Here is a 21,205-nt window from a genome sequence, read left to right on the forward strand (position 1 = left end):
TTCGGCCGCATAATCGGCCCATGGCCGATGCCGACGACGTCCGGCGAATTGCGCTGGGACTACCCGAGTCCACCGAAGCGCCGCATTTCGACATGCCGTCGTTCCGCGTCCGCAAGGCGATCTTCGCGACCCTGCCCGACCCCACGCACGCCCACGTGATGGCGAGTGAAGCCGATATCCGGGAGGCCGTCGCGGAATATCCGGACTGGTGCACGGAGAAGTGGTGGGGCAAGCGCCTGTCGGCGGTCCGCGTCGACCTCGGCGCCGCCGACACCGGCCTACTGAGCGAATTGCTCACCGACGCCTGGCGACACAAGGCGCCGCGCACCCTGGTGCGCGCCTTCGACGCGGCTTCCGGATAGCCCGCATCGTCTGGTCCGCATCGTCGCCGAGCCGCTACCACTGGAGGAAAAATGCTGTCGCTGCAAGAGATTTCGGATCGGATCGAGATCGAGGATCTGATGGTCCGATACTCCCATGCCGTGGACACCCAGCAGTGGGATCTGCTCGACGACGTCTTCACCGCCGACGCGCAGATCGACTACTCGGCCATGGGCGGCGCCAGCGGGGGCCTGCCCGAGATCAAGAAGTTCCTCGCCACGGTGATGCCGAACTTTCCCGCCTTCCAGCATCTGATCAGCAATTCCTCCATCACCGTCGACGGCGATACCGCCACCGGCCGCACCATGTGCCACAACCCGATGCTCGTCGGCGAAGCGGAGGGCAAGCAGAACCTCATGCTGTGCGGCCTGTGGTACCTGGATACCTTCACCCGCGTGGACGGCGCCTGGCGGATCGCGCGGCGGGTCGAGGAGAAGAGCTACATGTTCCTGGCCGCCAGCCCCGGCTCCCAGTAAACGCCTCTATATAACCTGTTACTGTTCGCGCGTGCGGCTCGACATTTCCCCACCGTTGCAGCGCTGTTCGCCGAACCACCGCTGGGCGCGGGCTCCCCACAGGGCGGACGCGTGATCGCCGATTTCACCGAGCACTGGCTGCTCTACTGCTCGATTCCGGTGATCGCCGCCTTCATCGGCTGGACCACCAAACTCGTCGCCGTCGAAATGCTGTGCCGTCCGTTGGAATTCCGCGGCATCCCACCCTGGTTCGGATGGCAGGGCGTGATTCCGAAGGCGGCGCCGAGGATGGCGACGATCGCGGTGGACCTGATGTTCTCGCGGCTGATCGATCCGCAGGAGATCCTCGGCCGCATCGACGTCGCCGAGCTCACCACCACCCTGCGCGAACCGCTCGACGACGCCGTCGCGCACACCGTCGACGAGCTGATGATGCGCTACGAACCGCGGCTGTGGGTGACCATGCCGCAGTTCGCCCGCGAGGCGATGATCCGCCGGGTCCAGCGCGATGTCCCCGACCTCATCGACGAGATCGTCACCGACCTGCGGACCAATCTCGACCAGATCATGGATCTGCGGTCCATCGCCATCGACACCCTGGTCAACGACAAGGCGCTGCTGGTGGAGATGGTGCGCCGGGTGGGCCATCACGAACTGCGCTTCATCGTGCGCTCCGGCCTGTTGTTCGGCACCCTGCTGGGCTTCGTCCAGATGATCACCTGGGCCTTCACCCACTCCTCGTGGCTGATGCCGCTGTTCGGCGGATTCACCGGCCTGGTCACCGACTGGCTGGCGTTGCAGATGATCTTCCGACCTGTGCGGCCGTGGCGGATCTTCGGCCGCATCGGCTGGCAGGGGCTGTTCCACAAGCGCCGCGAACAGGTCTGCGTCGACTACGGCGACCTGATCGCCACCGAAATCCTCACCCCGGCCAAGATGCTCGAGGCGGTCCTCAACGGCGAGCGCTCGGACCGGCTGGCCTCGATTCTGGCGCGACGGATGGACGAATTCATCGATACGCAGTCCGCACCCGCGCGACCGCTGGTGATGCTGGTCGCCGGCGATTCCATCACCCGGGTCAAACGCGAGATCGTGCCCGAGATGCTGGCCTACATCCGCAGTGCCGCAGCCGGATTCGAAGATCACGCGATGCGCACGCTGGATCTGCGCAGTCTGGTGATCGAGAAGACCCGCCAGCTCACCGACGACGAATACGAAGGGTTGCTGCGCCCGGCGTTCAAACAGGACGAGTGGAAACTGGTCGCCATCGGGGGTGTGCTCGGCTTTCTGGTGGGTGAACTGCAGGTGCACCTGCTGCTCAGCTGAGGTCATCTACGCAGCGCGCTGACCTGCGGATTCGCGGTTGCGCGCCGCCATCGGCTATTGTTTTTCTCGCACCGCCGCGAGGCGGGATGCGGATGTAGCGCAGTTGGTAGCGCATCACCTTGCCAAGGTGAGGGTCGCGGGTTCGAATCCCGTCATCCGCTCCACGAAAGTACCGGACCGGTAGCGTCGAGCCATCCTGCTCGCAGCCGAAGTCCACTTCCTTCTCTCGTTCGTCACGGGGTTATCGAAAGTCCCGATCCCGACAAGCTCCCAGCAGCGGGCAGTCGACCACAGCCTGTCGGCGACATCGATTCGTAAAATCCTGTGCGCGTTCCGCATTCGACTCCGCCGGGGCACCACTCACTGCCCGGCCCTCGTCTCGGCGAGACCGCGATGTTGCTCGTAGCACCCACCTCAGGAAGGACGCATGTCCACCACTACCGAATCCGCGCTGGACGATCTGTATGCGGCCATCGAGAAATCCGCGCGGCTGGCGAACGTCGCCTGCACTCCGGACGCTGTGTGGCCGCTCCTGAACGCATACGGCCCGATGCTCACGCAATCGGTGATCTCTTTCCGGGTGGTCACCCAAGCCCGTCGCTCGGGCGACCTCGACTATCGCTTTCTCACGCTGCCGAAAGACATCGACCCGTACGACATCGCGCGTTCGAACGGGCTGATCCCGGAGACCGATCATCCGATCGGCTCACTGCTGGACCAGGTCCGCACGCGCTTCCCCGTGGACAGCTACGGCATCGACATCGGTGTGGCCGGCGGCTTCAAGAAGATCTGGCCGTTCTTTCCCGCGGACGGCGTGCAGAACGTGCCGGAACTCGCCGCACTCCCCTCCATGCCGGCCGGTCTCGCCGACCACGCCGATATGTTCGCCCGGCACGGCCTGGCGGACAAGGTCGGCCTCCTCGGCATCGACTACCACGACAAGACGATGAACGTGTACTTCCCCGGGCTCACCGCCGACCACTTCGCACCCGACGCCATCGCGTCTCTGCATCGGGATGCCGGATTCCCGGAACCCAGCGCGCAATTCCTCTCGCTCACCGCGAAGGCATTCGACATATACGCCACGTTCAGCTGGGAATCGTCGCGGATCGAGCGCCTGTGCTTCCCGGTCATCACACCCGACCCGGCCGCCCTCCCCGTCCCGATCGACCCGCACTTCCTGGAACTCGCCGACCAGGTCCCCTACGCCACGAACGACCGGCGATACACCTATGCCGCCACCTCGTCGCCCGAGGGCGAGTCCTACAAATTCAGCTGGTTCTACCAGTGGCAGCCCAGGATTTTGGACAAGATGAAGACATCCGATTCGTAACCGCTCGCGGCACACGAATGTGCGGGACCGGGCCCCGCAGCGGAAACCCGGCCCCGCGGTCGGCTACCGGGTGTGGGTCGGCAGCCGACGGTCCGATCCCCCTATGTGCGCCCGCCGCAGACGATGTCGACAGCGCGCGCGAGGATGTCTAGGCCGTGATCCAACTCGGAATCCGTAATGGTCAGCGGTGGAAGCAGTTTCACCACCTCGTCGTTGGCGCCCGAGGTTTCCACGAGCAATCCCTCCTCGAAGGCGACCCGGCTCACCTTGCCCGCCTCGGAGGCGTCGTCGAAGACCAGGCCGTGCACCAGACCGCGGCCCCGCGTGGACAATCCGCCCACCGCATCCGCCACCCGCGCCAAGGCGGCGCGCACCCGCTCACCGCGGGCCAGCGTGGAGAGCTCGAGCCGGTCGTCACGCCAGTACTCCTCCAGCGCCACTCGCGCCGTGACGAACGCGGGATTGTTGCCGCGGAAGGTGCCGTTGTGCTCACCGGGCGCCCACTGGTCGAGCTCGCGTTTCATCAGCACCAGCGCCATCGGCAGGCCGTAGCCGCCGATCGACTTCGAGAGCGTGACGATATCCGGGGTGATGCCCGCGGTCTCGAAGGAGAAGAACGGTCCGGTCCGCCCGCAGCCCATCTGCACATCGTCGACGATCAGCAGAATTCCGCGCGTCGCGACCAGCTCCGCGAGCCGGCGCAACCACTCCGCGCCGGCGATGTTCACCCCGCCCTCGCCCTGCACCGTCTCCACGATCACGGCCGCCGGTTTGTCCACCCCCGAGGACGTGTCGTCGAGCATCCGCTCGATCCACGCCAATTCGTCCGCACCACCCAGGTAGCCGTCGTAGGGCATCGGATGGACGTGCGGCAGCGGCACGCCGGCCCCCGCCCGCTTGGCGGCGTTACCGGTCACGGCCAGCGCACCCAGCGTCATGCCGTGAAAGGCGTTGGTGAAATTCACCACGTTGCTGCGCCCGGTGATCTTGCGGGCCAGCTTCAGCGCCGCCTCCACCGCGTTCGCCCCGGTCGGGCCGGGGAATTGCACCTTGTAGTCGAGCCCGCGCGGGACGAGGATCAGATCGCGCACCGCCTCGAGCAGATCACGCTTGGCGACCGTCGACATATCCAGGCCGTGAATGAGCCCGTCGCGGGACAGATAGTCCAGCAGGGCCGCCTTCAGGATCGGATTGTTGTGCCCGTAGTTGAGCGCGCCGGCTCCGGCGAAGAAGTCGAGGTATTCACGACCCTGCTCGTCACGGAGCCAGGCGCCGCGGGCGGTGTCGAAGACCGTCGGCCAGACCCGGCAGTATCCACGCACATCCGATTCCAGCGTTTCGAAAACGGTGGTCATAGGCGGTCCTCAGGGGCGGGAGCCACCGCGGCGACCCCAGTGTGAAACATGACTGTTTCTAACACTGCGATGGAGGTCGCGGCAAGGTTTTGCGCGAATCCACATCGACCCCGGCAACGGCCGGGACATCGCCCGGCGTGCCGCGACAGACGGGGCCGGCAACCGTCGAGCATCCGAGCACGCCCGGCCGTCGGGTGCGACGACCATACCGACCGCCCGGACTTCCCCACTCCGGTTCTTCGAAATTCGCTCGCCGGGTGAGCGACCACGTCGTATTCTGGACGACTTGTGCGCGCACTCTCGGGGGTTTATTCACGTCTGTTCGGCGCCGGCTTCAGGCGCCAATGGAATTACCGGTCGGCCGTCTTCGCGGGCCTGGCCGCCAATGTCGTATTCGGCCTGATCCGCGCCGCGGTGATGATCGCGGCGGCGCGCTCCACACCGGGCTTCGGCGGCTACACCGGTGCGTCGATCGGCGCCTACGTGTGGTTGTCGCAGGCCATGCTGGGCGCCCTGCGGGTGATGGGGCCGCCGCACGATATCGCGGAGCGGGTACGCACCGGCGATGTCGCGGTCGATCTGCAACGCCCCATCGATATCCAATTCTTCTATCTGGCAACCGATCTCGGCGGTTCGGCGTGCACACTGGCACTGCGCGGCCTGCCCTCCATCGCCACCGGTCTGATCACGGCGCAACTGGTGTTGCCCGGCACCTTCGCGCCGTATCTGCTCGGCGCCGTCAGTGTCGTTGCGGCCGTGACGCTTTCACTGCTGCTGTTGTTCTCGGTGAGCCTGCTGGGATTCTGGCTGATCGAGACGCGCGGGGTCAGAATGCTCTACCAGATCCTGTCCACGTTCCTCGCCGGTCTCTACGTACCCATCCACCTGTTTCCGGCGCCGTTGGCCGCTGCCGCACAATTGACCCCGTTTCCCTGGCTGCTCCAGGGGCCGGTCGACGTGATGTCCGGTCGCGCAACGGGTTCGGCGGCCTGGGCGGTGATCGGCATGCAGGTGCTGTGGATCGTGATCGCGATCGGCATCGGCCGGGCTCTGATCGCGGCGGGCCGCCGCAAACTGGAGGTGCAGGGTGGCTGAGCTCGCACCGTACGGCAGCCGGCTCACACCCTATGTGGCCGTGCTGCGCTCGCGGATGCGCTCACAGCGCGCCTATCCGCTGTCGTTCGCCACCGACCTGTTCTCCTCTCTGCTGATCGGCGTGGTCGAATTCGCCGAAATGTGGTTGATCTACCACAACGTCACGGCCCTGGGCGGGCTGAACTCGACTCAGATGCTGCTGCTGTTCGGCCTGTCCAACCTGAGCTTCGCGCTCGCGCAGATCGCCGTCGGCCACACCGACACCCTGGCGACCTACATTCGGCTGGGCACCCTCGACGCCTTCCATCTGCGACCCCAGCCCCTGCTGCTCCAGCTGATCACCAGCGATGTGTCGCTGCGGCGGCTGTCGCGGGCCACCGTCGCGGCGGTGGTCCTGACCGCCGGCCTGATCGGCAACGATATCGAGTGGAGCCCAGCGCATATCGCGCTCGCGGTGAGCAGCGTAGTGAGCGGGATCGCCATCTTCGCCGGACTGTTCGTCTGCGCCGCGGGCCTGCAATTCCACCTGGTGGACGGCTCGGAGCTCACCAACAGCTTCACCTACGGCGGATCCTTCGCCGCCCAGCAGCCGAGTTCGGTGTTCTCCGGACCGCTGCGGGCGCTGTTCGGATTCGCGATCCCGGTGTCGTTCGTCGCCTATCTGCCCACGATCGCCCTGCTCGGCCTGCCCGGACCGCGGTGGCTGCCCGCCGAGCTCGCCTGGTTCGGACCTTTTGCGGCACTGTGGGTTTGGATAATGGCTTCGACGCTGTGGCGCATCGGGGTACGCCACTATCAGGGAGGGGGCGGATGAACACCGTCGAAGTATCGGAACTGACCAGACAATTCGTGCTCCGGCGCAGTGCGCGGGGCCGCCGCAGACGCGTGCGCGAGGTGCTGACCGCCGTGGATTCGATGAGCTTTCGCATCGAATCCGGTTCGGCGGTCGGCTATATCGGCGCCAACGGAGCCGGCAAATCCACCACGATCAAGATGCTCACCGGCATCCTGGTGCCGACCTCGGGCACGGTACGCACCTGCGGACTGGATCCGGTGCGCCGGCGGCGCGAACTGGCCGGCCGAATCGGCGTGGTGTTCGGACAGCGGTCACAGCTGTGGTGGGATCTGCCGCTGCGCGAATCGTTCACCATCCTGGCCGCGATCCATCGCCTGGAACCGGCCGCGGCCCGCCGCCGCACGGACGAACTCGTCGAACAGCTCGAGATGGCGCACACCCTCGACACCCCGGTCCGTCAGCTCTCCCTCGGTCAGCGCATGCGCGCCGAAATCGCCGCGGCGCTGCTGCATCGCCCGGAGCTGCTGATTCTCGACGAGCCGACCATCGGACTGGACGTACTGTCCAAACAGCGGCTGCGGGAGTTCCTGCGCCGGGAACGGGCGGACAGCGGCACCACCCTGCTGCTCACCACCCACGATATGGGCGATATCGAGCGCCTCTGTGAACGGGTGCTGGTGGTCGACCACGGCCGTCTCGCCTACGACGGCACGCTGCCGGGACTGGCGCGCACCGTCGGCGCGCGGCGCGTCCTGGTCGTCGATCTGGCCCGGCCCAGCGCCGATCTCACCGACCTCGCGGGGGCGACACTGCTGGCGGCCGAGGCCGACGGCATGCGGCAGCGGCTGGCATTCGATCCCGAAATCACCACCGCCGCCCAGCTTCTCGCCGCCATCTCGAACCGGGTCGAGGTGCGCGACCTGTCCATCGAGGAACCCGATATCGAGGATGTGGTGCGCCGCATCTACTCCGCCGGAGACGGCACCGCCCCGGCGCCGTCGGACGCCGGGGCGGTTGCCCGGGGCGCGATCCCCGGGGACGAGGCGGAATCAGCCGCCGAACGACCCGGTGAACAGGGTGTTCAGAACGCCGCTGAGGGCGGCGCTGCCGGTGTCGAGAATGCCGTTCAGCGCGGCGCTACCGGTGTCGATGATGACCGGAATCATGCTTCTACCTCTCTCTAGGGGGGCATAGGCCGTCGATGCCCTTGCCGGGCGATCGACCAGACCCACCCTGCTGGCCGGAACTTAATCGCCGCTGGCCGGTAGCTGAGAGGGACGTAAGAGCCGCTGTGTGGAGTGTCTCCGTAACGAAAACGATTGCGGTGCCGATGGCAAATCGACTCTAGCGCTTGTCGTCTGGGCGATTGCTGTCCGACGAGTACAAGCTGACCTCACCGCCCTCGCCGAGAAATGCGTTGACCAGCATGATCCGCTCGGCCTGCATGGCGTCGGCGTCCGGTGCGGCGGTGGTGATCGAAATCTGCGGAATGGCAGCCCAGTTCACGACATAGCGCTCGGGCGGACCTTCCGCGCCGGAGACGTGCGCGAGGCGAAAGACCGAGACTGTCCGACGTTCCATCAGATCTCGCACCACCTCGGCGATTCGCTCGGGATCTTCGAGAGCGAACAGGAAGCCGAAGGTCAGCTCCGGCGAAGAGACATAGGCGGGCACAAATCTTCAGGCTAGCCACCCGTGACCGGTCGCGCAGGCGCCGCGCCGCCGATGGTGGATCTTCGCGATCATGTGATCCCGGCGTGATGCGTATAACGATTGTCCGGCACCTTGGGTGTTCCGCGCGTCAACCGTTGCATGCCAAGTCAGGACACGCTTTCCTGAATATGTCCCCGCATTCGGACACGTCTTTCGCATCGTCGCGGATATCCCGGTTCGTACACCCGTGAGCAGTGCGACCGAACAGCCGGAGTCCGATTCCGCGGGACTACGCCGGAGCCGAGGGGAGCCCCTCCCCGAAACCTCCTCGGCCCTGGCGTAACCAGATTCCGACCGCTGAGACGAGGGTGGGAGACGATGGCGACCGCATACGCCGGTGACAACGACGCGACCGGCGCACTTCCGTCGGTATCCGCACTACTGCGCGCATTCCGGTCCACGACGCCACCGCCCGGCGACCATCCGGTGCTGGAGGCGGCCCGGCAGCTGGTCCACTGCCACGAACTACGCCGGCACGCCTACCGGGAGGCGCAGGCGCCGAAGGCGTCGAGCGCACGCGTGGCCGGCGCCAGCCGCCTGGTCGACCACATCGATCGCGAACGCACCCGGCTGGTCGAATGCATCGACGTCTGGGTGGCCGACAACATCGCGCACCGCGAGGGCGCCTCGCTGCATACCGAAACCCTCGGTGCGGTCATCGACCGGATGGCCGGAAAATGGGTCGCCGCCCATCATGCGCTCGGACTGCCCGCCTCGAACCATCCGACGGACGAACTTCCCGCCTCCACACCGGACGGCGAGGCACACCTGCACTGGGTGCGCCTCGCCGAACTGGCCGACGGCTACAAGGATCTGATCACCGATATCGCCGAACACCGGCGTCGGCTGCCGGTGTTCTGACTCCGCTCAGCGCTTCGGATCGACGATTTCCACATCGGCATCGATGATGGGCTGGGCCGCATTCACATTCGGCGCCGAGTCGGGCTCGTCGATCAACACATCCGGTTCGTCGCGACCGGTGTTCACCCCGGCCGCCGCCTCCCGATCACGGTGCGCCGCGGCCGCGGCCTCCCGCATTTCGATGGCGTCGGTGATCCAATCACCGATTTCGCGCGTCACTTCCGAGACCGTGCCGGTAATGATCGTTGCGATATTGCCGACGTGTCGTGCCCCGGAGGATGTCAGCTCCTGGATCAGATCCTTGTTGCTCTCGAATTTTCCGATCATCTACCCGCCCACCTCGCTCGGCTCGACCTGCCGCTCTCGCATCACGATAACACCAGGCTGCGAGCCTTTCCCGACGATGGCCGGGGGAAGGGCGAGCGTGCAGATCTTGAGCCAGACCGAGCCGACCTGTTTGCTGAGCCGGCCGGTGTTGTAGGGCAGGCCGTACTTCTCGCACAGTGCGCGCACCTCGGGTGCGATCTCCGGATAGCGGTTGGCCGGCAGGTCCGGGAACAGGTGGTGTTCGATCTGGTGGGACAGGTTGCCCGACAGGATGTGGAACAGTTTGCTGCCGCTGATGTTGGCCGAGCCGAGCATCTGCCGCACGTACCACTCGCCGCGCGTCTCGTTCTCGGTCTCCTCTTCGGTGAACGTCTGTACGCCCGACGGGAAGTGTCCGCAGAAGATGATCGAGTACGCCCAGACGTTGCGCACCAGGTTGGCGGTCACGTTGCCGGCCAAAGTGGAGACGAACAGCGGGCCGCTCAGCAGCGGGAAGACGATGTAGTCCTTGAGCACCTGCCGGCCCGCCTTGCGGATCTGCCCCTTGGCCAGGCGCTTGATATCCGACCACTTCCGCTTGCCCTTGACGATGTTGTCGGCCTCGAGGTCGTGCAGCATCACGCCCCACTCGAACAACAGCATCAGCGCCAGCGCGTACACCGGGTTGCCCAGGTAGTACGGGTTCCACTGCTGGCCCTCATCGATGCGCAGCACGCCGTAGCCGATGTCGCGGTCACGACCGTGGATGTTGGTGTAGGTGTGGTGCATGTAGTTGTGCGAATGCTTCCACTGATCGGCCGGGCACACCGTATCCCATTCGAACACACGGGAATTGAGGCCGGGTTCGCGCATCCAGTCCCACTGGCCGTGCATGACGTTGTGGCCGATCTCCATATTGTCCAGAATCTTGGACAGGCTCAGCGCCGCCACCCCGGCCAGCCAGAACGGCGGCAGGAAGCCCAGGTACATCAGGCCGCGCCCGGCGATCTCGAACCCGCGCTGCGCCTTGATGATCGAGTAGATGTATTCGCGATCGCGCTCCCCCAGATCAGCGGTGATGCGGTCGCGCAGCGCGTCCAGCTCGCGGCCGATCTCGGCGACCTGTTCCGGCGACAGGACCAGCGGTCCGTTCTCGGTTTCGGTGAGTATGGTCATGACGGTTCTCCCCTTTCAGATTTCGATGTCGACGTCGCCGACCGCGGCGCTGATGCACAGCTGGATCGGCTGGTCGGGATCGCTGTCCACTTCGCCACTGCGCAGATTGCGGGTGCAGCCGGACCGCTTGACCGCCGTGCAGGAGAAGCAGATACCCATCCGGCACCCGAACTCCGGCGTCAATCCGGCCGATTCGGCCTGTTCGAGCAGGCTCGCACCGGTGTTCTCCGACTGCTTGCCGCTCACCGAGAAGGTGGTGACGCCCTCGACGTCGGTGGTGTCGGCCGGCGCGGCGGTGAGGACGAATTCCTCACTGTGCAGCCGGTCGTCGAGGCCCTCGGCCTGATAGATGCGGCGCACGGACTCCATCAGCGGCGGCGGGCCGCAGACGTAGGTCTGAGCGGTCGCGAAGAACGGCGCGATGCGCGACAGTTCGTCGTAGTCGAGGAACTTCGCGCCGGGCACGGTCGCGCAGCTCCACGGTGCGCCGTCCAGCCGCTCGGACCGGGCCAGTTCCGGATAACCCAGCACGATGTCGACGTTGTCGTGGCGGCGGGCGATATCGGCGAGCAGGTCCCGGTGCGGCACCTCCTGGGGGGAGCGGGCGTAGTGCAGGAACACCACGTCACCGCGGTACCCCTCGGTCACCAGGGTGGACAGCATCGACAGCACCGGCGTGATGCCGCTGCCTCCGCTGATCAGCACCACCTTGTCCGGTCGCCGCTCCGGCAGCCGGAACACACCGGACGCGGGCGCCAGGTCCACGACCATGCCCCGCTTCGCGTGCCGGTGCAGATACTGCGACACCAGCCCCTCCGGATGCGCCTTCACGGTCAGCGTGAGGGTGCGGCGCGGGCCGGCCTCGGCATCGATCGGCGAATAGCAGCGGGTGTGTTTCACTCCGTCGATCAGCACGCCCACCTGCACGAACTGACCGGCCTCGTGCCCGGCCCACTGCCGCGTCGGACGGAGTGTGAGGGTCACCGAACCGGGCACCGACCGATCCACGCCGATGATCTCGGCCCGCATATCGCGCAGCGTCAGTGTCGGTCGCACCAACTCCAGATACCGGTCGAGCGGGTGCGGCGAGGTCAGTGTCTGGACCAGATCGAGCAGTCCCACCATGCGGTTCTCCCCAGCCTTCGTCTGTTGATCATGTGCACCTTTTTCGGTGCACATCTGTACACTGAACTAGTGTGCCTGGCGGTACCGCAATAGTTCAACCTGCATCTGATGTGACCGATGCAACATCTCCATGAATGGACCAATCGTGAACGGATGTATGCTCAGCGAGATGAGCGAGCAGGCCGAAACCCGAGTCGAGCGCAAGGAGCGCACGCGGCGAGCACTGCTGGACGGCACGCTGGCCCTGGCTGCCGAGCGCGGATTCGCGGCGCTGAGCCTGCGTGAGATCGCCCGCTCGGCCGGGATCGTGCCCACCGCCTTCTATCGCCACTTCGATTCCCTCGACGAGTTGGGAACCGCCCTGGTCGACGAGGGCGTGCGACAGCTGCGCCTGGCGCTGCGGCACTTGCGCCGCACCCCGGACGCGCGCCTGGCCGAAACGGTGCGATTCGTCTTCGCTCAGATCGCCGGCCGCGAGGACCTCTACGGCTTCCTCATCCGCGAACGCCACGGAGGCGCACCAGCGCTACGCTCCGCGATAGCCTCCGAAATGCAGTTGATCACAAGGGAATTGGTGGTCGACATGTCGCGGATTCCGGCGCTGGACGCATGGCCGACCGATGATCTGGAACTGGCTGCCGACCTGATCGTCTCCACCGTCGCCGACCACATCGCCGACTTCGTCGCCGTCCCCTTGCGCGACCGCCCGCAACTCGTCGATCGCACCGTCGGCCAAGTGCGGATGATTGCCCTGGGCATGGCCGCCTGGAAACCGCATACCGCCTGAGCGCCCCTCGGACAGAAGGACGCCCCGCGGACCTCGCGGTCGTGCGAGGCGCCCTTCCCGTATCCGAGATAGTGCAGAGCACCGCGGGTGATAATACAGAAAACTGCACGTCCTCACAGGATTCTCGCAGTTCCGGCTCCCCTGGCCGGGAATATGCACCACGTTGCATAGTACAGCGGGTATCGGTTAACCTCACCGCATGGCCCTCGAACACGCACTGCTGGTATCGCTGAGCGAGCGGGCCGGTTCGGGGTACGAACTGGCGCGCCGATTCGACAAATCGATCGGATTCTTCTGGAGCGCAACGCATCAGCAGATCTACCGGGTACTCAAGCGCATGGAGGAACGCGGCTGGGTCACCGGCGAGGCGATCGCTCAGGACGGGCGGCCCGACAAGAAGGTCTACACCGTCAGCGCCGCCGGAGATGCCGAACTGGCGCGCTGGATTGCGGAGCCGACCGACGATATCGGCCCGCTGCGCAGCGAATTGGGCGTGAAGATCCGCGCCGCCGCCCACGGCGATCCGGACGCGTTGCGCGCCGAGGTCGAACGTCATCGCGATCACCACGCCCAGCGGCTGGAGCTGTACCGCCTCATCGAGAAGAAGGATTTCCCCGCCCCGGACCGGCTCACCGGCACCGCCCTGTACCAGTACCTGGTGCTGCGCGGCGGTATCCGGGTCGAGGTCGGCTTCGTCGAATGGTGCGACGAGGTACTGGCCGGTCTGCGGGGTGTGTCGCGCTCGTCGTCGCCTGATCCGGAAGCCTCAGCCCCGCAACCGGATTCCGTTTCCGAAAGGTAATCCCATGACCGCGAATTCCGATTCGCCGCATTCGTATCCGCATCTGTTCGAGCCGCTCGACCTGGGCCACACCACCCTGCGCAACCGGGTGGTCATGGGTTCGATGCACACCGGCCTGGAAGATCGCGCCTGGGATACCCACCGGCTGGCCGCCTATTTCGCCGAGCGCGCCCGCGGCGGCGTGGGCCTGATCATCACCGGCGGCTACGCCCCCAACCGCGAGGGCTGGCTGCTGCCATTGGGCGCCAAACTCACCAACAAGACCGAGGCCTACCGGCATCGCGCGATCACCAGGGCCGTGCACGCCGAGGGCGGCAAGATCGCCCTGCAGATTCTGCACGCCGGGCGCTATGCCTATGTGCCGTTCAGTGTTTCGGCTTCCTCGATCAAGGCGCCGATCAACCCGTTCCGCCCTCGCAAACTCTCCGACAAGGGTGTCGAGCGCACCATCGAGGACTACGTGCGGTGTGCGCGGCTGGCGAAGTTCGCCGGATACGACGGTGTCGAGATCATGGGTGGCGAGGGATATCTGATCAACCAGTTCCTCGCGCCGCGCACCAACAAGCGCACCGATCGCTGGGGCGGGTCGGCGGAGAACCGGCGGCGGTTTCCGTTGGAGATCGTGCGCCGGATCCGGGCCGCCGTCGGCGCGGACTTCGTCATCGTGTTCCGGTTGTCGATGGCGGAATTCGTCGAACACGGCCAGACCGAACCCGAGATCCTGGCGCTGGCAACCGAATTGGAGACCGCGGGCGTCAGCATCATCAACACCGACATCGGCTGGCACGAGGCACGGGTGCCCACGATCGTCACCTCGGTGCCGCGCGCGGCCTTCGTCGAATTCACCGCGAAAATCACCGCGCGCGTGAACATTCCGGTCTGCGCCTCGAACCGGATCAACATGCCCGAGACCGCGGAGGAGATCCTCACCCGTGGCGACGCCGATCTGGTGTCGTTGGCCCGGCCGCTGCTGGCCGACCCGGAGTGGGCCGCCAAGGCCCGCGCCGCCCGCGACGACGAGATCAACACCTGTATCGCCTGCAACCAGGCCTGCCTGGACCACGCCTTCGTCCACAAGACCGTGTCCTGCCTGCTGAATCCGCGGGCCGGCCACGAAACCGAACTGCGCCTGCTGCCCACCCGGCGGATGCAGCGCATCGCGGTCGTGGGCGCGGGACCGGCGGGATTGTCGGCGGCGGTGAACCTCGCCGAACGCGGCCACAAGGTGGATCTGTTCGAAGCCGACGACAAGATCGGCGGACAGTTCGATATCGCGCGGCGGATTCCGGGCAAGGAGGAATTCAACGAGACGATCCGGTACTTCACCCGCAAGCTGGAACTCGCCGGGGTGCGGGTATTCCTGAACCGCCGGGTGAGCGCCGGTGAGTTGATCGAAGGCCGCTACGACCACGTGGTGCTCGCCACCGGCGTGCGCCCGCGTATCCCGAATATTCCGGGTATCGACCATCCGAAGGTGCTCACCTACGCCGAACTCGTGCGCGAGGAGAAGCCGGTCGGTAAGAAGGTCGCGGTGATCGGGGCGGGCGGAATCGGTTACGACGTCAGCGAATTCCTCACCGTCGAGGGGCATCCGGCGCTGAAGCTCGACGAATGGAAGCAGGAGTGGGGTGTCACCGCCGACGATCCGGAGGCTCCGGGACAGCTGACCGTCGCGCGTCCCTCGCCCGCGCCCCGCGATGTCGTACTGCTGCAACGGAAGTCGACTCCGTTCGGCAAGAGCCTGGGCAAGACCACCGGCTGGGTGCATCGTGCGGCGGTGAAGGCGAAGGGTGTCGAGCAGATCGGCGGCGTCAACTACGAACGCATCGACGACCGCGGGTTGCACATCAGTTTCGGTGACAAGCGGAATCGGCCCACCGTCATCGAATGTGACAACGTGATCCTGTGTGCCGGACAGGAATCGGTGCGCGATCTGGTCGATCCGCTGCGGCAGGCGGGGGTGCGCATCCATCTGATCGGCGGCGCCGATGTGGCAGCCGAACTCGATGCCAAGCGGGCCATCGATCAGGGCACCCGCCTGGCGGCGGCGCTGTAATGGCGATTCTCACCCGGCTGGGACTGCCCGGCGACGAGAAGTCGTGGGCCGCATTGGGTTTCGCGGTCGAGGGCGGGATGATGCGGATCGGGCGGATCTCCTGCACGCTCGGCGTCGGCACCGGCTGGGGATTCGAGGGGATCGAGTCCGACGCGGCGACACTGGGTGTGCCGGAGCTGCTGCACGACGTCGAGACCGAGACGGCCCATCCCAACGGGGTGACCTTCGTCGACCACGTCGTCTACTGGGTGCCGGATCTGGACGAATCCGTGACCGCGCTGAACGCCGTGCTGGGGATCGGCCCGCGACGGCGCTTCCACCCGCGTGGTCCGGACGGCCCCGAAATGGCGTTCTATCGCGTCGGCGAGGCGTTCCTGGAGGTCGTCGCCGCCCCGACGAAGCGGCCCGCGCTGGTCGGCGTCGCCTTCGGCACTCCGGATCTCGATGCCACGGTGGCGGCGGTGCGTGCGGCCGGTGGCCCGGTCGGGGATCCGAAGCCGGCGGTGCAGGGTGGACGGATCGCCGGGGTCTGGCACGGGCATATCGACTGGGGGATCGCCTTCCTCGAGCCCAAGCCCCGCGGCGAGGGGAAGTCCGGCGCCGCGGATGAGGGCACCCGGTAGGCTCGGCGACCGTGAGCTTGCCTGCACCCACCGCCGACAATCGTGCCGTCGTCACCGGAGCGTCCTCCGGGATCGGAACCGCTCTGGCCGAGGAGCTCGCCAAACGCGGCTATTCGGTCATCCTGGTCGCCCGGCGCGGCGACCTGCTCGCCGAGCTGGCACAGCGGCTGACCGACACCTACGGGGTGACCGCCGAGGTTCGCGCGGTGGACCTGTCCGATCGCGAACAGCGCGCACCGCTGGTGGCCGAGCTGGCCGGCCGGGAGATCGCCATCCTGTGCAACAACGCCGGTGTCGCCACCTTCGGCGCCGTCGCCGACCTGGACGCCGACGTCGAGCGCTCGGTGATGGAACTGAACGCGGTCGCGGTCCACGATCTGACCCTGGCGGTGCTGCCCGGCATGCTCGCCCGCGGCGGCGGCATCCTCCTCACCGGTTCGGCGGCCGGGAACATGGCCATCCCCAACAACGCCACCTATGCCGCGACCAAGGCCTTCACCAACACCTTCTCCGAATCGCTGCGCGGCGAGCTGACCGGCAGTGGCGTGCATGTCACGCTGCTGGCGCCGGGCCCGGTGCGCACCGACAATCCCGACCAGGAAGAGGTCGGCAGCAAGATCCCGGACTTCATCTGGGTATCGGCCGCCTACACCGCGAAAATCTCCATCGACGCCCTGGCGCGCAACAAGATGCGCGTCGTTCCCGGCCTGATCAGCAAGGGTATGAGCGTCGCCGGCCAGTACGCGCCGCGGGCGCTCACCGCGCCCATCGTCGGCTCGTTCTACAAGAAGCTGGCCGGCTGATCCGCAGGGTGTCAGGGCGGCGTCAAGATCGCGGCGCCGCTGGTCAAGACGGCGTATCGAGACGGTTCCGGCACCATTGCGCGGCGTAGTCCTGAGAGTGACCCCCGCAGTCGAGGAGGAAAGCGGGGAACCACAGGAGACACGCCGTGACGTTGCTCGAGATGTTCCCGTCCTTACGTTCGGGGATGGCATCCCCGCGATTGGACACCACCGTGTGGCCGTACCGGACGCACTACGACGAACTGGGCCGCATCACCGTCGACGGGGTCGCCCTCGACGATGTCGCCGACCGCTACGGCACACCGACCTATGTGATCGGTGACAGCGAGATCCGCACCCGCTGCCGGTCGTACCGCAAACACTTCCCCGATGCCGAAATCGTCTACGCCGCAAAGGCTCTGCTGACTCGGACGATCGCGGCGCTGGTGGCCGAGGAAGGTCTCGGCATCGATGTGTGCTCGGCCGGCGAGCTGGCGATCGCCCTGTCGGCCGGGGTGGACCCGCGTCGGATCATCCTGCACGGCAGCGGGAAACCGTTCGCCGAACTGGAATACGCGGTCGGCGCCGGCGTGGGGCGGATCGTGATCGACTCGCTCACCGAGGTGAGTCTGCTGGGCACGGTGGTCACACGGCCGCAGCAGGTTCTGCTGCGCCTGACACCCGATATCGACGTGCACGGACATCCGGCCGTCCGCACGGGGGTCAGCGATCAGAAATTCGGCTTCGGCCTACACGACGAGACCACCGAGGAGGCGATCCGGACGATCGTCGACCATCCCCTGCTCGATCTGCGCGGTTTCCACTGCCACCTCGGCTCGCAGATCCACACCCCCGACCATTACGGGGAAGCGGTGCGACGGCTCGTCGCGCGGATGGCCGAGGTCCGGCACGACTACGGCGTCGTGCTGACCCAGCTCGATCTGGGCGGCGGGCATGCGGTGGCCTATCGCACGGGCGACGCGGAACTGAATCTCTCGGAGCTGGCCGACATCATCGACGACGCCCTGGACGCGGCGTGCGCGCGAAACCGCTTCCCCCGCCCGGTGATCGCGATGGAACCGGGCCGCGGCATCGTCGCTCGCGCCGGCGTGACGATCTATCGCGTCACCGCGATCAAGCATGTGCCCGGCGGACGAACGTTCGTGATCGTGGACGGCGGAATGAACGACAATCCGCGGGTCGCCCTCTACGGGGCGCGCTACGACGCGGTGGTGGCGAACCGGCATCCCACCGGACCGACCATCACCGCCACCGTGGCCGGACGCTACTGCGAAGCCGGTGACGTCCTCGCCGCCGATATCCGGTTACCCGCGGATCTGCACGTCGGTGAGTTGCTGGCGATTCCGTGCACCGGCGCCTACCACCACAGCCTGGCCTCGGCCTACAACGGCGTGGGGCGGCCGCCGATCGTCGCGCTCCGTCACGGCCGGATGCGAGAGCTGGTGCGCCGCGAGACCGTGGCGGATCTGCTGCTGCGCGATCTCGGTTGAGTGGCACCTCCGCGCGCGGGCCGGTGACGCCTGCCCGGCGTCAGGGAGCGCTCAGCGCTTGCGGGTGCCGAAAAGGCTGCGGCTGATCTCGCGGCCCGCGGCCGAGGCCGCCGAACGCAGGAAACTCTTCACCGCCGGATTGCTCATGATCCGTTCCGCCGCCGAGACGTCCGGCTCCGGTGCACGCCCGCCGGAGCCCTGCGGCATCGCCTGCGGTTCCGGTTCGGCCGCAACCACTTTCGCGGCCAGCATTTCGTAGGCCGATTCCCGGTCCACGGTCCGGCCGTACTTCTCGAACAGCGGGCTCGACTGTGCGCGCGAGCGGATCCCGTCCTCGCCGATGGTGTTCATCAGCGACCGCGGCGGGCGCAGCCGGGTCCAGGCCACGGGCGTCGGCGCGCCCTGTTCGGACAGCACCGTCACGATCGCCTCACCGATCCCCAGCGTGGTGAGGGCGTTCTCGAGGTCGTAGGCCGCGGTCTTCGGATAGGTGCGCACCGTCTTCGACAACGCCTTCTGGTCGTCGGGGGTGAACGCGCGCAGCGCGTGCTGGATCCGCGCACCCAGTTGCGACAGCACCGCATTGGGCACATCGGTGGGCAATTGCGTGCAGAAGAACACGCCGACCCCCTTGGAGCGGATCAGTTTCACCGTCTGCTCGACCTGTTCCAGGAACGCCTTGGACGCGTCGGCGAACAGCAGATGCGCTTCGTCGAAGATGAAGACCAGCTCGGGTTTGTCGACATCGCCGACCTCGGGCAGGGTCTGGAACAGATCGGCCAGCACCCACATCAGGAAGGTGGAGAACAGCACCGGCCGCGCCGCCTGCGATCCGAGTTCGAACAGCGTGATCACGCCCTGGCCGCCGGCGGTCCGCAACAGATCGGCGGGGTCGAGTTCGGGCTCACCGAAGAAGGTGTCGCCGCCGTCGGCCTCCAAATTCACCAGCGCACGCAGGATCACCCCGGCCGTCGCGCCCGACACCCCGCCGATCCCCTTCAGATCCTCCTTCCCCTCCGGACTGGTCAGGTGCTGGATCACCGAACGCAGATCCTTCAGATCCAGCAGCGCCAGCCCCCGGGTGTCGGCCCAGTGGAAGATCAGGCCGAGGGTGGATTCCTGAGTGTCGTTGAGCCCCAGCACTTTACTGAGTAGCACCGGGCCGAACGAGGTGATGGTCGCGCGGATCGGGACGCCGATTCCCTCGGTGCCGAGGGAGACGAATTCGATCGGGAATCCGTGCGGCGCCCAGTCGGTATCGCCGGTCTGGGCGGCACGGGCGGCGAGCTTGTCGTTCGATTCGCCCTGCTGCGCCAGCCCCGACAGATCGCCCTTCACATCGGCGAGCACCACCGGCACACCCGCCGCGGACAGCTGTTCGGCGATGCCCTGCAGGGTCTTGGTCTTCCCGGTTCCGGTGGCGCCGGCGACGAGACCGTGACGGTTCAGCGTTCGCATCGGAATCCGGACCCGCGCGGCCGGATCGACCTCCCCGCCGACGACTACCGCACCCAGTTCCAGCGCGGCACCCTCGAAGTCGTAACCCGCCGCGATCTGCTGGGCGGCCGAATCCGTCTCGGCGGCAGCCATTTTCGGCTCCGGCACCTGCTCCGCGGCGGCTGCGGCCTCGGCCGCCTCCGCCGCGGCCGCCGCCTCGGCCGCGACCCGGGCCGCTTCCTGGGCCGCCTTGCGCGCCGCCGCCGCCTTCGCCGCCTTGTCCTCGGAACTGGTCATCGCCGATCCTCCGTCGCCCTGCCCACCGCTGCCGACACCACTGGAATCACGCATATACCTGGGCAAACTGTAGCGGGATGTTTGCCGGAAGGCGGCCGCAACGGGCCGGACGGCACGCATCCGGTGCGGTCGGTCCGATTCGCACCGTCCGCGCACTAAGGTTGCCGGAGTGTCCGACAAACTGATGGTGTGGATGGATTGCGAGATGACCGGCCTGCGCCTGGACAGCGACAAGCTGATCGAGGTGGCCGCGCTCGTAACCGATAGCGATCTCAATATCCTCGGCGACGGCGTCGATATCGTCATCCACGCCGACGACGACGCGTTGGCGGCGATGCCGCCGGTGGTGCAGGAGATGCACGCCAAATCCGGCCTGACCGACGAGGTGCGACGCTCCACGGTCACCATGGAGGAGGCGCAACAGCGGGTTCTCGACTACGTGCGCGAGTGGGTTCCCACCCCCGGCACCGTGCCGCTCGCCGGCAATTCCATCGCCACCGACCGCGGCTTCATCGCCCGGGACATGCCCGAACTCGACGCCCACCTGCACTACCGGATGATCGACGTGAGCTCGATCAAGGAGCTGTGCCGGCGCTGGTATCCGCGCATCTACTTCGGTCAGCCGGAGAAGGGCCTGGCCCACCGCGCCCTCGCCGATATCGAGGAGTCCATCCGGGAGCTCCGGTATTACCGCCGGACCGCGTTCGTTGCCGCTCCCGGCCCCTCGACCGCCGAGATCGCCGAGATCGCCGCGCAGGTCAGCGCCGGTTTCACCGGTTCCGAGCCCCCCACCGAACCCGCCGATTAGGTTTCCCGACGGTCTTCGCGCTACCATCTACCGCGCCGGTTGTTACCGGCGATGGTGACCGTAGTTCAGTTGGTAGAGCACCAGGTTGTGATCCTGGCTGTCGCGGGTTCGAGTCCCGTCGGTCACCCTGCAAGGGGCAGGTCCGGAAGAGATTCCGGA

At 66.8% G+C, this 21,205-nt stretch carries 21 protein-coding genes and 2 tRNA genes; 17 read left to right on the forward strand and 6 right to left on the reverse strand.

All coding sequences use genetic code 11. From position 1 onward, the window contains the following. Positions 1-20 precede the first annotated feature (20 nt). The 5 genes from A5780_RS13065 to A5780_RS13085 all read left to right on the forward strand — a co-directional run bounded on the left by A5780_RS13065 (position 21) and on the right by A5780_RS13085 (position 3,516). The gene (locus A5780_RS13065) at positions 21-362 is read left to right on the forward strand and encodes an MmcQ/YjbR family DNA-binding protein (RefSeq protein WP_064908564.1); all 342 of its coding nucleotides are present in this window, start codon (positions 21-23) and stop codon (positions 360-362) included. Positions 363-413: 51 nt separating this feature from the next. Beyond that, positions 414-857 (forward strand): nuclear transport factor 2 family protein, encoded by a 444-nt coding sequence (locus tag A5780_RS13070; protein WP_063015363.1) that lies wholly within the window; start codon positions 414-416, stop codon positions 855-857. 111 nt (positions 858-968) lie between these two features. Then, positions 969-2,183, forward strand: a complete 1,215-nt coding sequence (locus tag A5780_RS13075; RefSeq protein ID WP_064906436.1) for a DUF445 domain-containing protein — start codon at positions 969-971, stop codon at positions 2,181-2,183. Positions 2,184-2,271: 88 nt separating this feature from the next. Then, positions 2,272-2,347: transfer RNA gene (locus A5780_RS13080), tRNA-Gly, on the forward strand. Positions 2,348-2,610: 263 nt separating this feature from the next. Next, on the forward strand, positions 2,611-3,516 hold the full coding sequence (locus A5780_RS13085) for an aromatic prenyltransferase (RefSeq protein ID WP_063015362.1): 906 nt from the start codon (positions 2,611-2,613) through the stop codon (positions 3,514-3,516). A gap of 101 nt (positions 3,517-3,617) precedes the next feature. Here A5780_RS13085 and ectB read toward each other — a convergent pair whose 3' ends face one another. After that, entirely contained in the window at positions 3,618-4,871 is a 1,254-nt protein-coding gene (gene ectB, locus A5780_RS13090) for a diaminobutyrate--2-oxoglutarate transaminase (RefSeq protein ID WP_064908565.1), read from the reverse strand. 288 nt (positions 4,872-5,159) lie between these two features. Between ectB and A5780_RS13095 the strand changes: the two genes are divergently transcribed. Genes A5780_RS13095 through A5780_RS13105 form a run of 3 tightly spaced genes read left to right on the forward strand, consistent with a single transcriptional unit; the run spans position 5,160 to position 7,946 of the window. Beyond that, entirely contained in the window at positions 5,160-5,966 is an 807-nt protein-coding gene (locus tag A5780_RS13095; RefSeq protein WP_063015360.1) for an ABC-2 family transporter protein, read from the forward strand. Next, positions 5,959-6,780 carry an ABC transporter permease gene (locus A5780_RS13100; protein WP_063015359.1) on the forward strand — a complete coding sequence of 274 codons (822 nt, stop codon included), beginning with the start codon at positions 5,959-5,961 and terminating at the stop codon, positions 6,778-6,780. Before A5780_RS13095 ends, A5780_RS13100 begins: the two co-directional genes overlap by 8 nt. Next, a complete protein-coding gene (locus A5780_RS13105; RefSeq protein ID WP_231982933.1) occupies positions 6,777-7,946 on the forward strand; it encodes an ATP-binding cassette domain-containing protein in 1,170 nt (389 codons plus the stop codon). Before A5780_RS13100 ends, A5780_RS13105 begins: the two co-directional genes overlap by 4 nt. 160 nt (positions 7,947-8,106) lie before the next feature. Here the strand turns inward: A5780_RS13105 and A5780_RS13110 are convergent, their stop codons facing one another. Next, positions 8,107-8,436 (reverse strand): hypothetical protein, encoded by a 330-nt coding sequence (locus A5780_RS13110; protein ID WP_063015358.1) that lies wholly within the window; start codon positions 8,434-8,436, stop codon positions 8,107-8,109. A gap of 357 nt (positions 8,437-8,793) precedes the next feature. Here A5780_RS13110 and A5780_RS13115 point away from each other — a divergent pair, with 357 nt between their 5' ends. Then, positions 8,794-9,336 (forward strand): DUF4254 domain-containing protein, encoded by a 543-nt coding sequence (locus A5780_RS13115; RefSeq protein WP_063015357.1) that lies wholly within the window; start codon positions 8,794-8,796, stop codon positions 9,334-9,336. 6 nt (positions 9,337-9,342) lie between these two features. Here A5780_RS13115 and A5780_RS13120 read toward each other — a convergent pair whose 3' ends face one another. From A5780_RS13120 to A5780_RS13130, 3 genes are read right to left on the reverse strand one after another with little or no spacing between them, the layout of a single operon-like run. Continuing rightward, complete coding sequence (locus A5780_RS13120; protein ID WP_064908566.1) at positions 9,343-9,663, reverse strand: hypothetical protein; 321 nt, start codon at positions 9,661-9,663, stop codon at positions 9,343-9,345. Next, entirely contained in the window at positions 9,664-10,818 is a 1,155-nt protein-coding gene (locus tag A5780_RS13125; protein ID WP_063015355.1) for an acyl-CoA desaturase, read from the reverse strand. Positions 10,819-10,833: 15 nt separating this feature from the next. Further along, the gene (locus A5780_RS13130; RefSeq protein WP_082976451.1) at positions 10,834-11,943 is read right to left on the reverse strand and encodes a ferredoxin reductase; all 1,110 of its coding nucleotides are present in this window, start codon (positions 11,941-11,943) and stop codon (positions 10,834-10,836) included. 169 nt (positions 11,944-12,112) lie between these two features. Between A5780_RS13130 and A5780_RS13135 the strand changes: the two genes are divergently transcribed. The 6 genes from A5780_RS13135 to lysA all read left to right on the forward strand — a co-directional run bounded on the left by A5780_RS13135 (position 12,113) and on the right by lysA (position 18,504). Beyond that, positions 12,113-12,730 carry a TetR family transcriptional regulator gene (locus tag A5780_RS13135; RefSeq protein WP_036525890.1) on the forward strand — a complete coding sequence of 206 codons (618 nt, stop codon included), beginning with the start codon at positions 12,113-12,115 and terminating at the stop codon, positions 12,728-12,730. A gap of 199 nt (positions 12,731-12,929) precedes the next feature. Next, the gene (locus tag A5780_RS13140; RefSeq protein WP_030517834.1) at positions 12,930-13,532 is read left to right on the forward strand and encodes a PadR family transcriptional regulator; all 603 of its coding nucleotides are present in this window, start codon (positions 12,930-12,932) and stop codon (positions 13,530-13,532) included. 4 nt (positions 13,533-13,536) lie between these two features. Beyond that, entirely contained in the window at positions 13,537-15,588 is a 2,052-nt protein-coding gene (locus A5780_RS13145) for an NADPH-dependent 2,4-dienoyl-CoA reductase (RefSeq protein ID WP_064908568.1), read from the forward strand. Next, complete coding sequence (locus A5780_RS13150) at positions 15,588-16,211, forward strand: VOC family protein (RefSeq protein ID WP_063015351.1); 624 nt, start codon at positions 15,588-15,590, stop codon at positions 16,209-16,211. The genes A5780_RS13145 and A5780_RS13150 overlap by 1 nt, the downstream gene beginning before the upstream one ends. A gap of 11 nt (positions 16,212-16,222) precedes the next feature. Beyond that, positions 16,223-17,014 (forward strand): mycolate reductase, encoded by a 792-nt coding sequence (gene cmrA / locus A5780_RS13155; RefSeq protein WP_064908569.1) that lies wholly within the window; start codon positions 16,223-16,225, stop codon positions 17,012-17,014. Positions 17,015-17,160: 146 nt separating this feature from the next. After that, positions 17,161-18,504 carry a diaminopimelate decarboxylase gene (lysA, locus tag A5780_RS13160; RefSeq protein WP_064908570.1) on the forward strand — a complete coding sequence of 448 codons (1,344 nt, stop codon included), beginning with the start codon at positions 17,161-17,163 and terminating at the stop codon, positions 18,502-18,504. A gap of 51 nt (positions 18,505-18,555) precedes the next feature. Here lysA and A5780_RS13165 read toward each other — a convergent pair whose 3' ends face one another. Then, positions 18,556-20,238 carry a helicase HerA-like domain-containing protein gene (locus tag A5780_RS13165; RefSeq protein WP_082976452.1) on the reverse strand — a complete coding sequence of 561 codons (1,683 nt, stop codon included), beginning with the start codon at positions 20,236-20,238 and terminating at the stop codon, positions 18,556-18,558. Between the two features lie 169 nt (positions 20,239-20,407). Here A5780_RS13165 and orn point away from each other — a divergent pair, with 169 nt between their 5' ends. Further along, complete coding sequence (orn, locus tag A5780_RS13170; RefSeq protein ID WP_064908572.1) at positions 20,408-21,046, forward strand: oligoribonuclease; 639 nt, start codon at positions 20,408-20,410, stop codon at positions 21,044-21,046. Positions 21,047-21,100: 54 nt separating this feature from the next. After that, positions 21,101-21,173 (forward strand) — tRNA-His (locus tag A5780_RS13175). The last annotated feature ends 32 nt before the right edge of the window (positions 21,174-21,205 follow it).

The sequence above is a fragment of the Nocardia sp. 852002-20019_SCH5090214 genome, from assembly GCF_001665865.1.
GTDB classification, from domain to species: Bacteria; Actinomycetota; Actinomycetes; order Mycobacteriales; family Mycobacteriaceae; genus Nocardia; species Nocardia nova.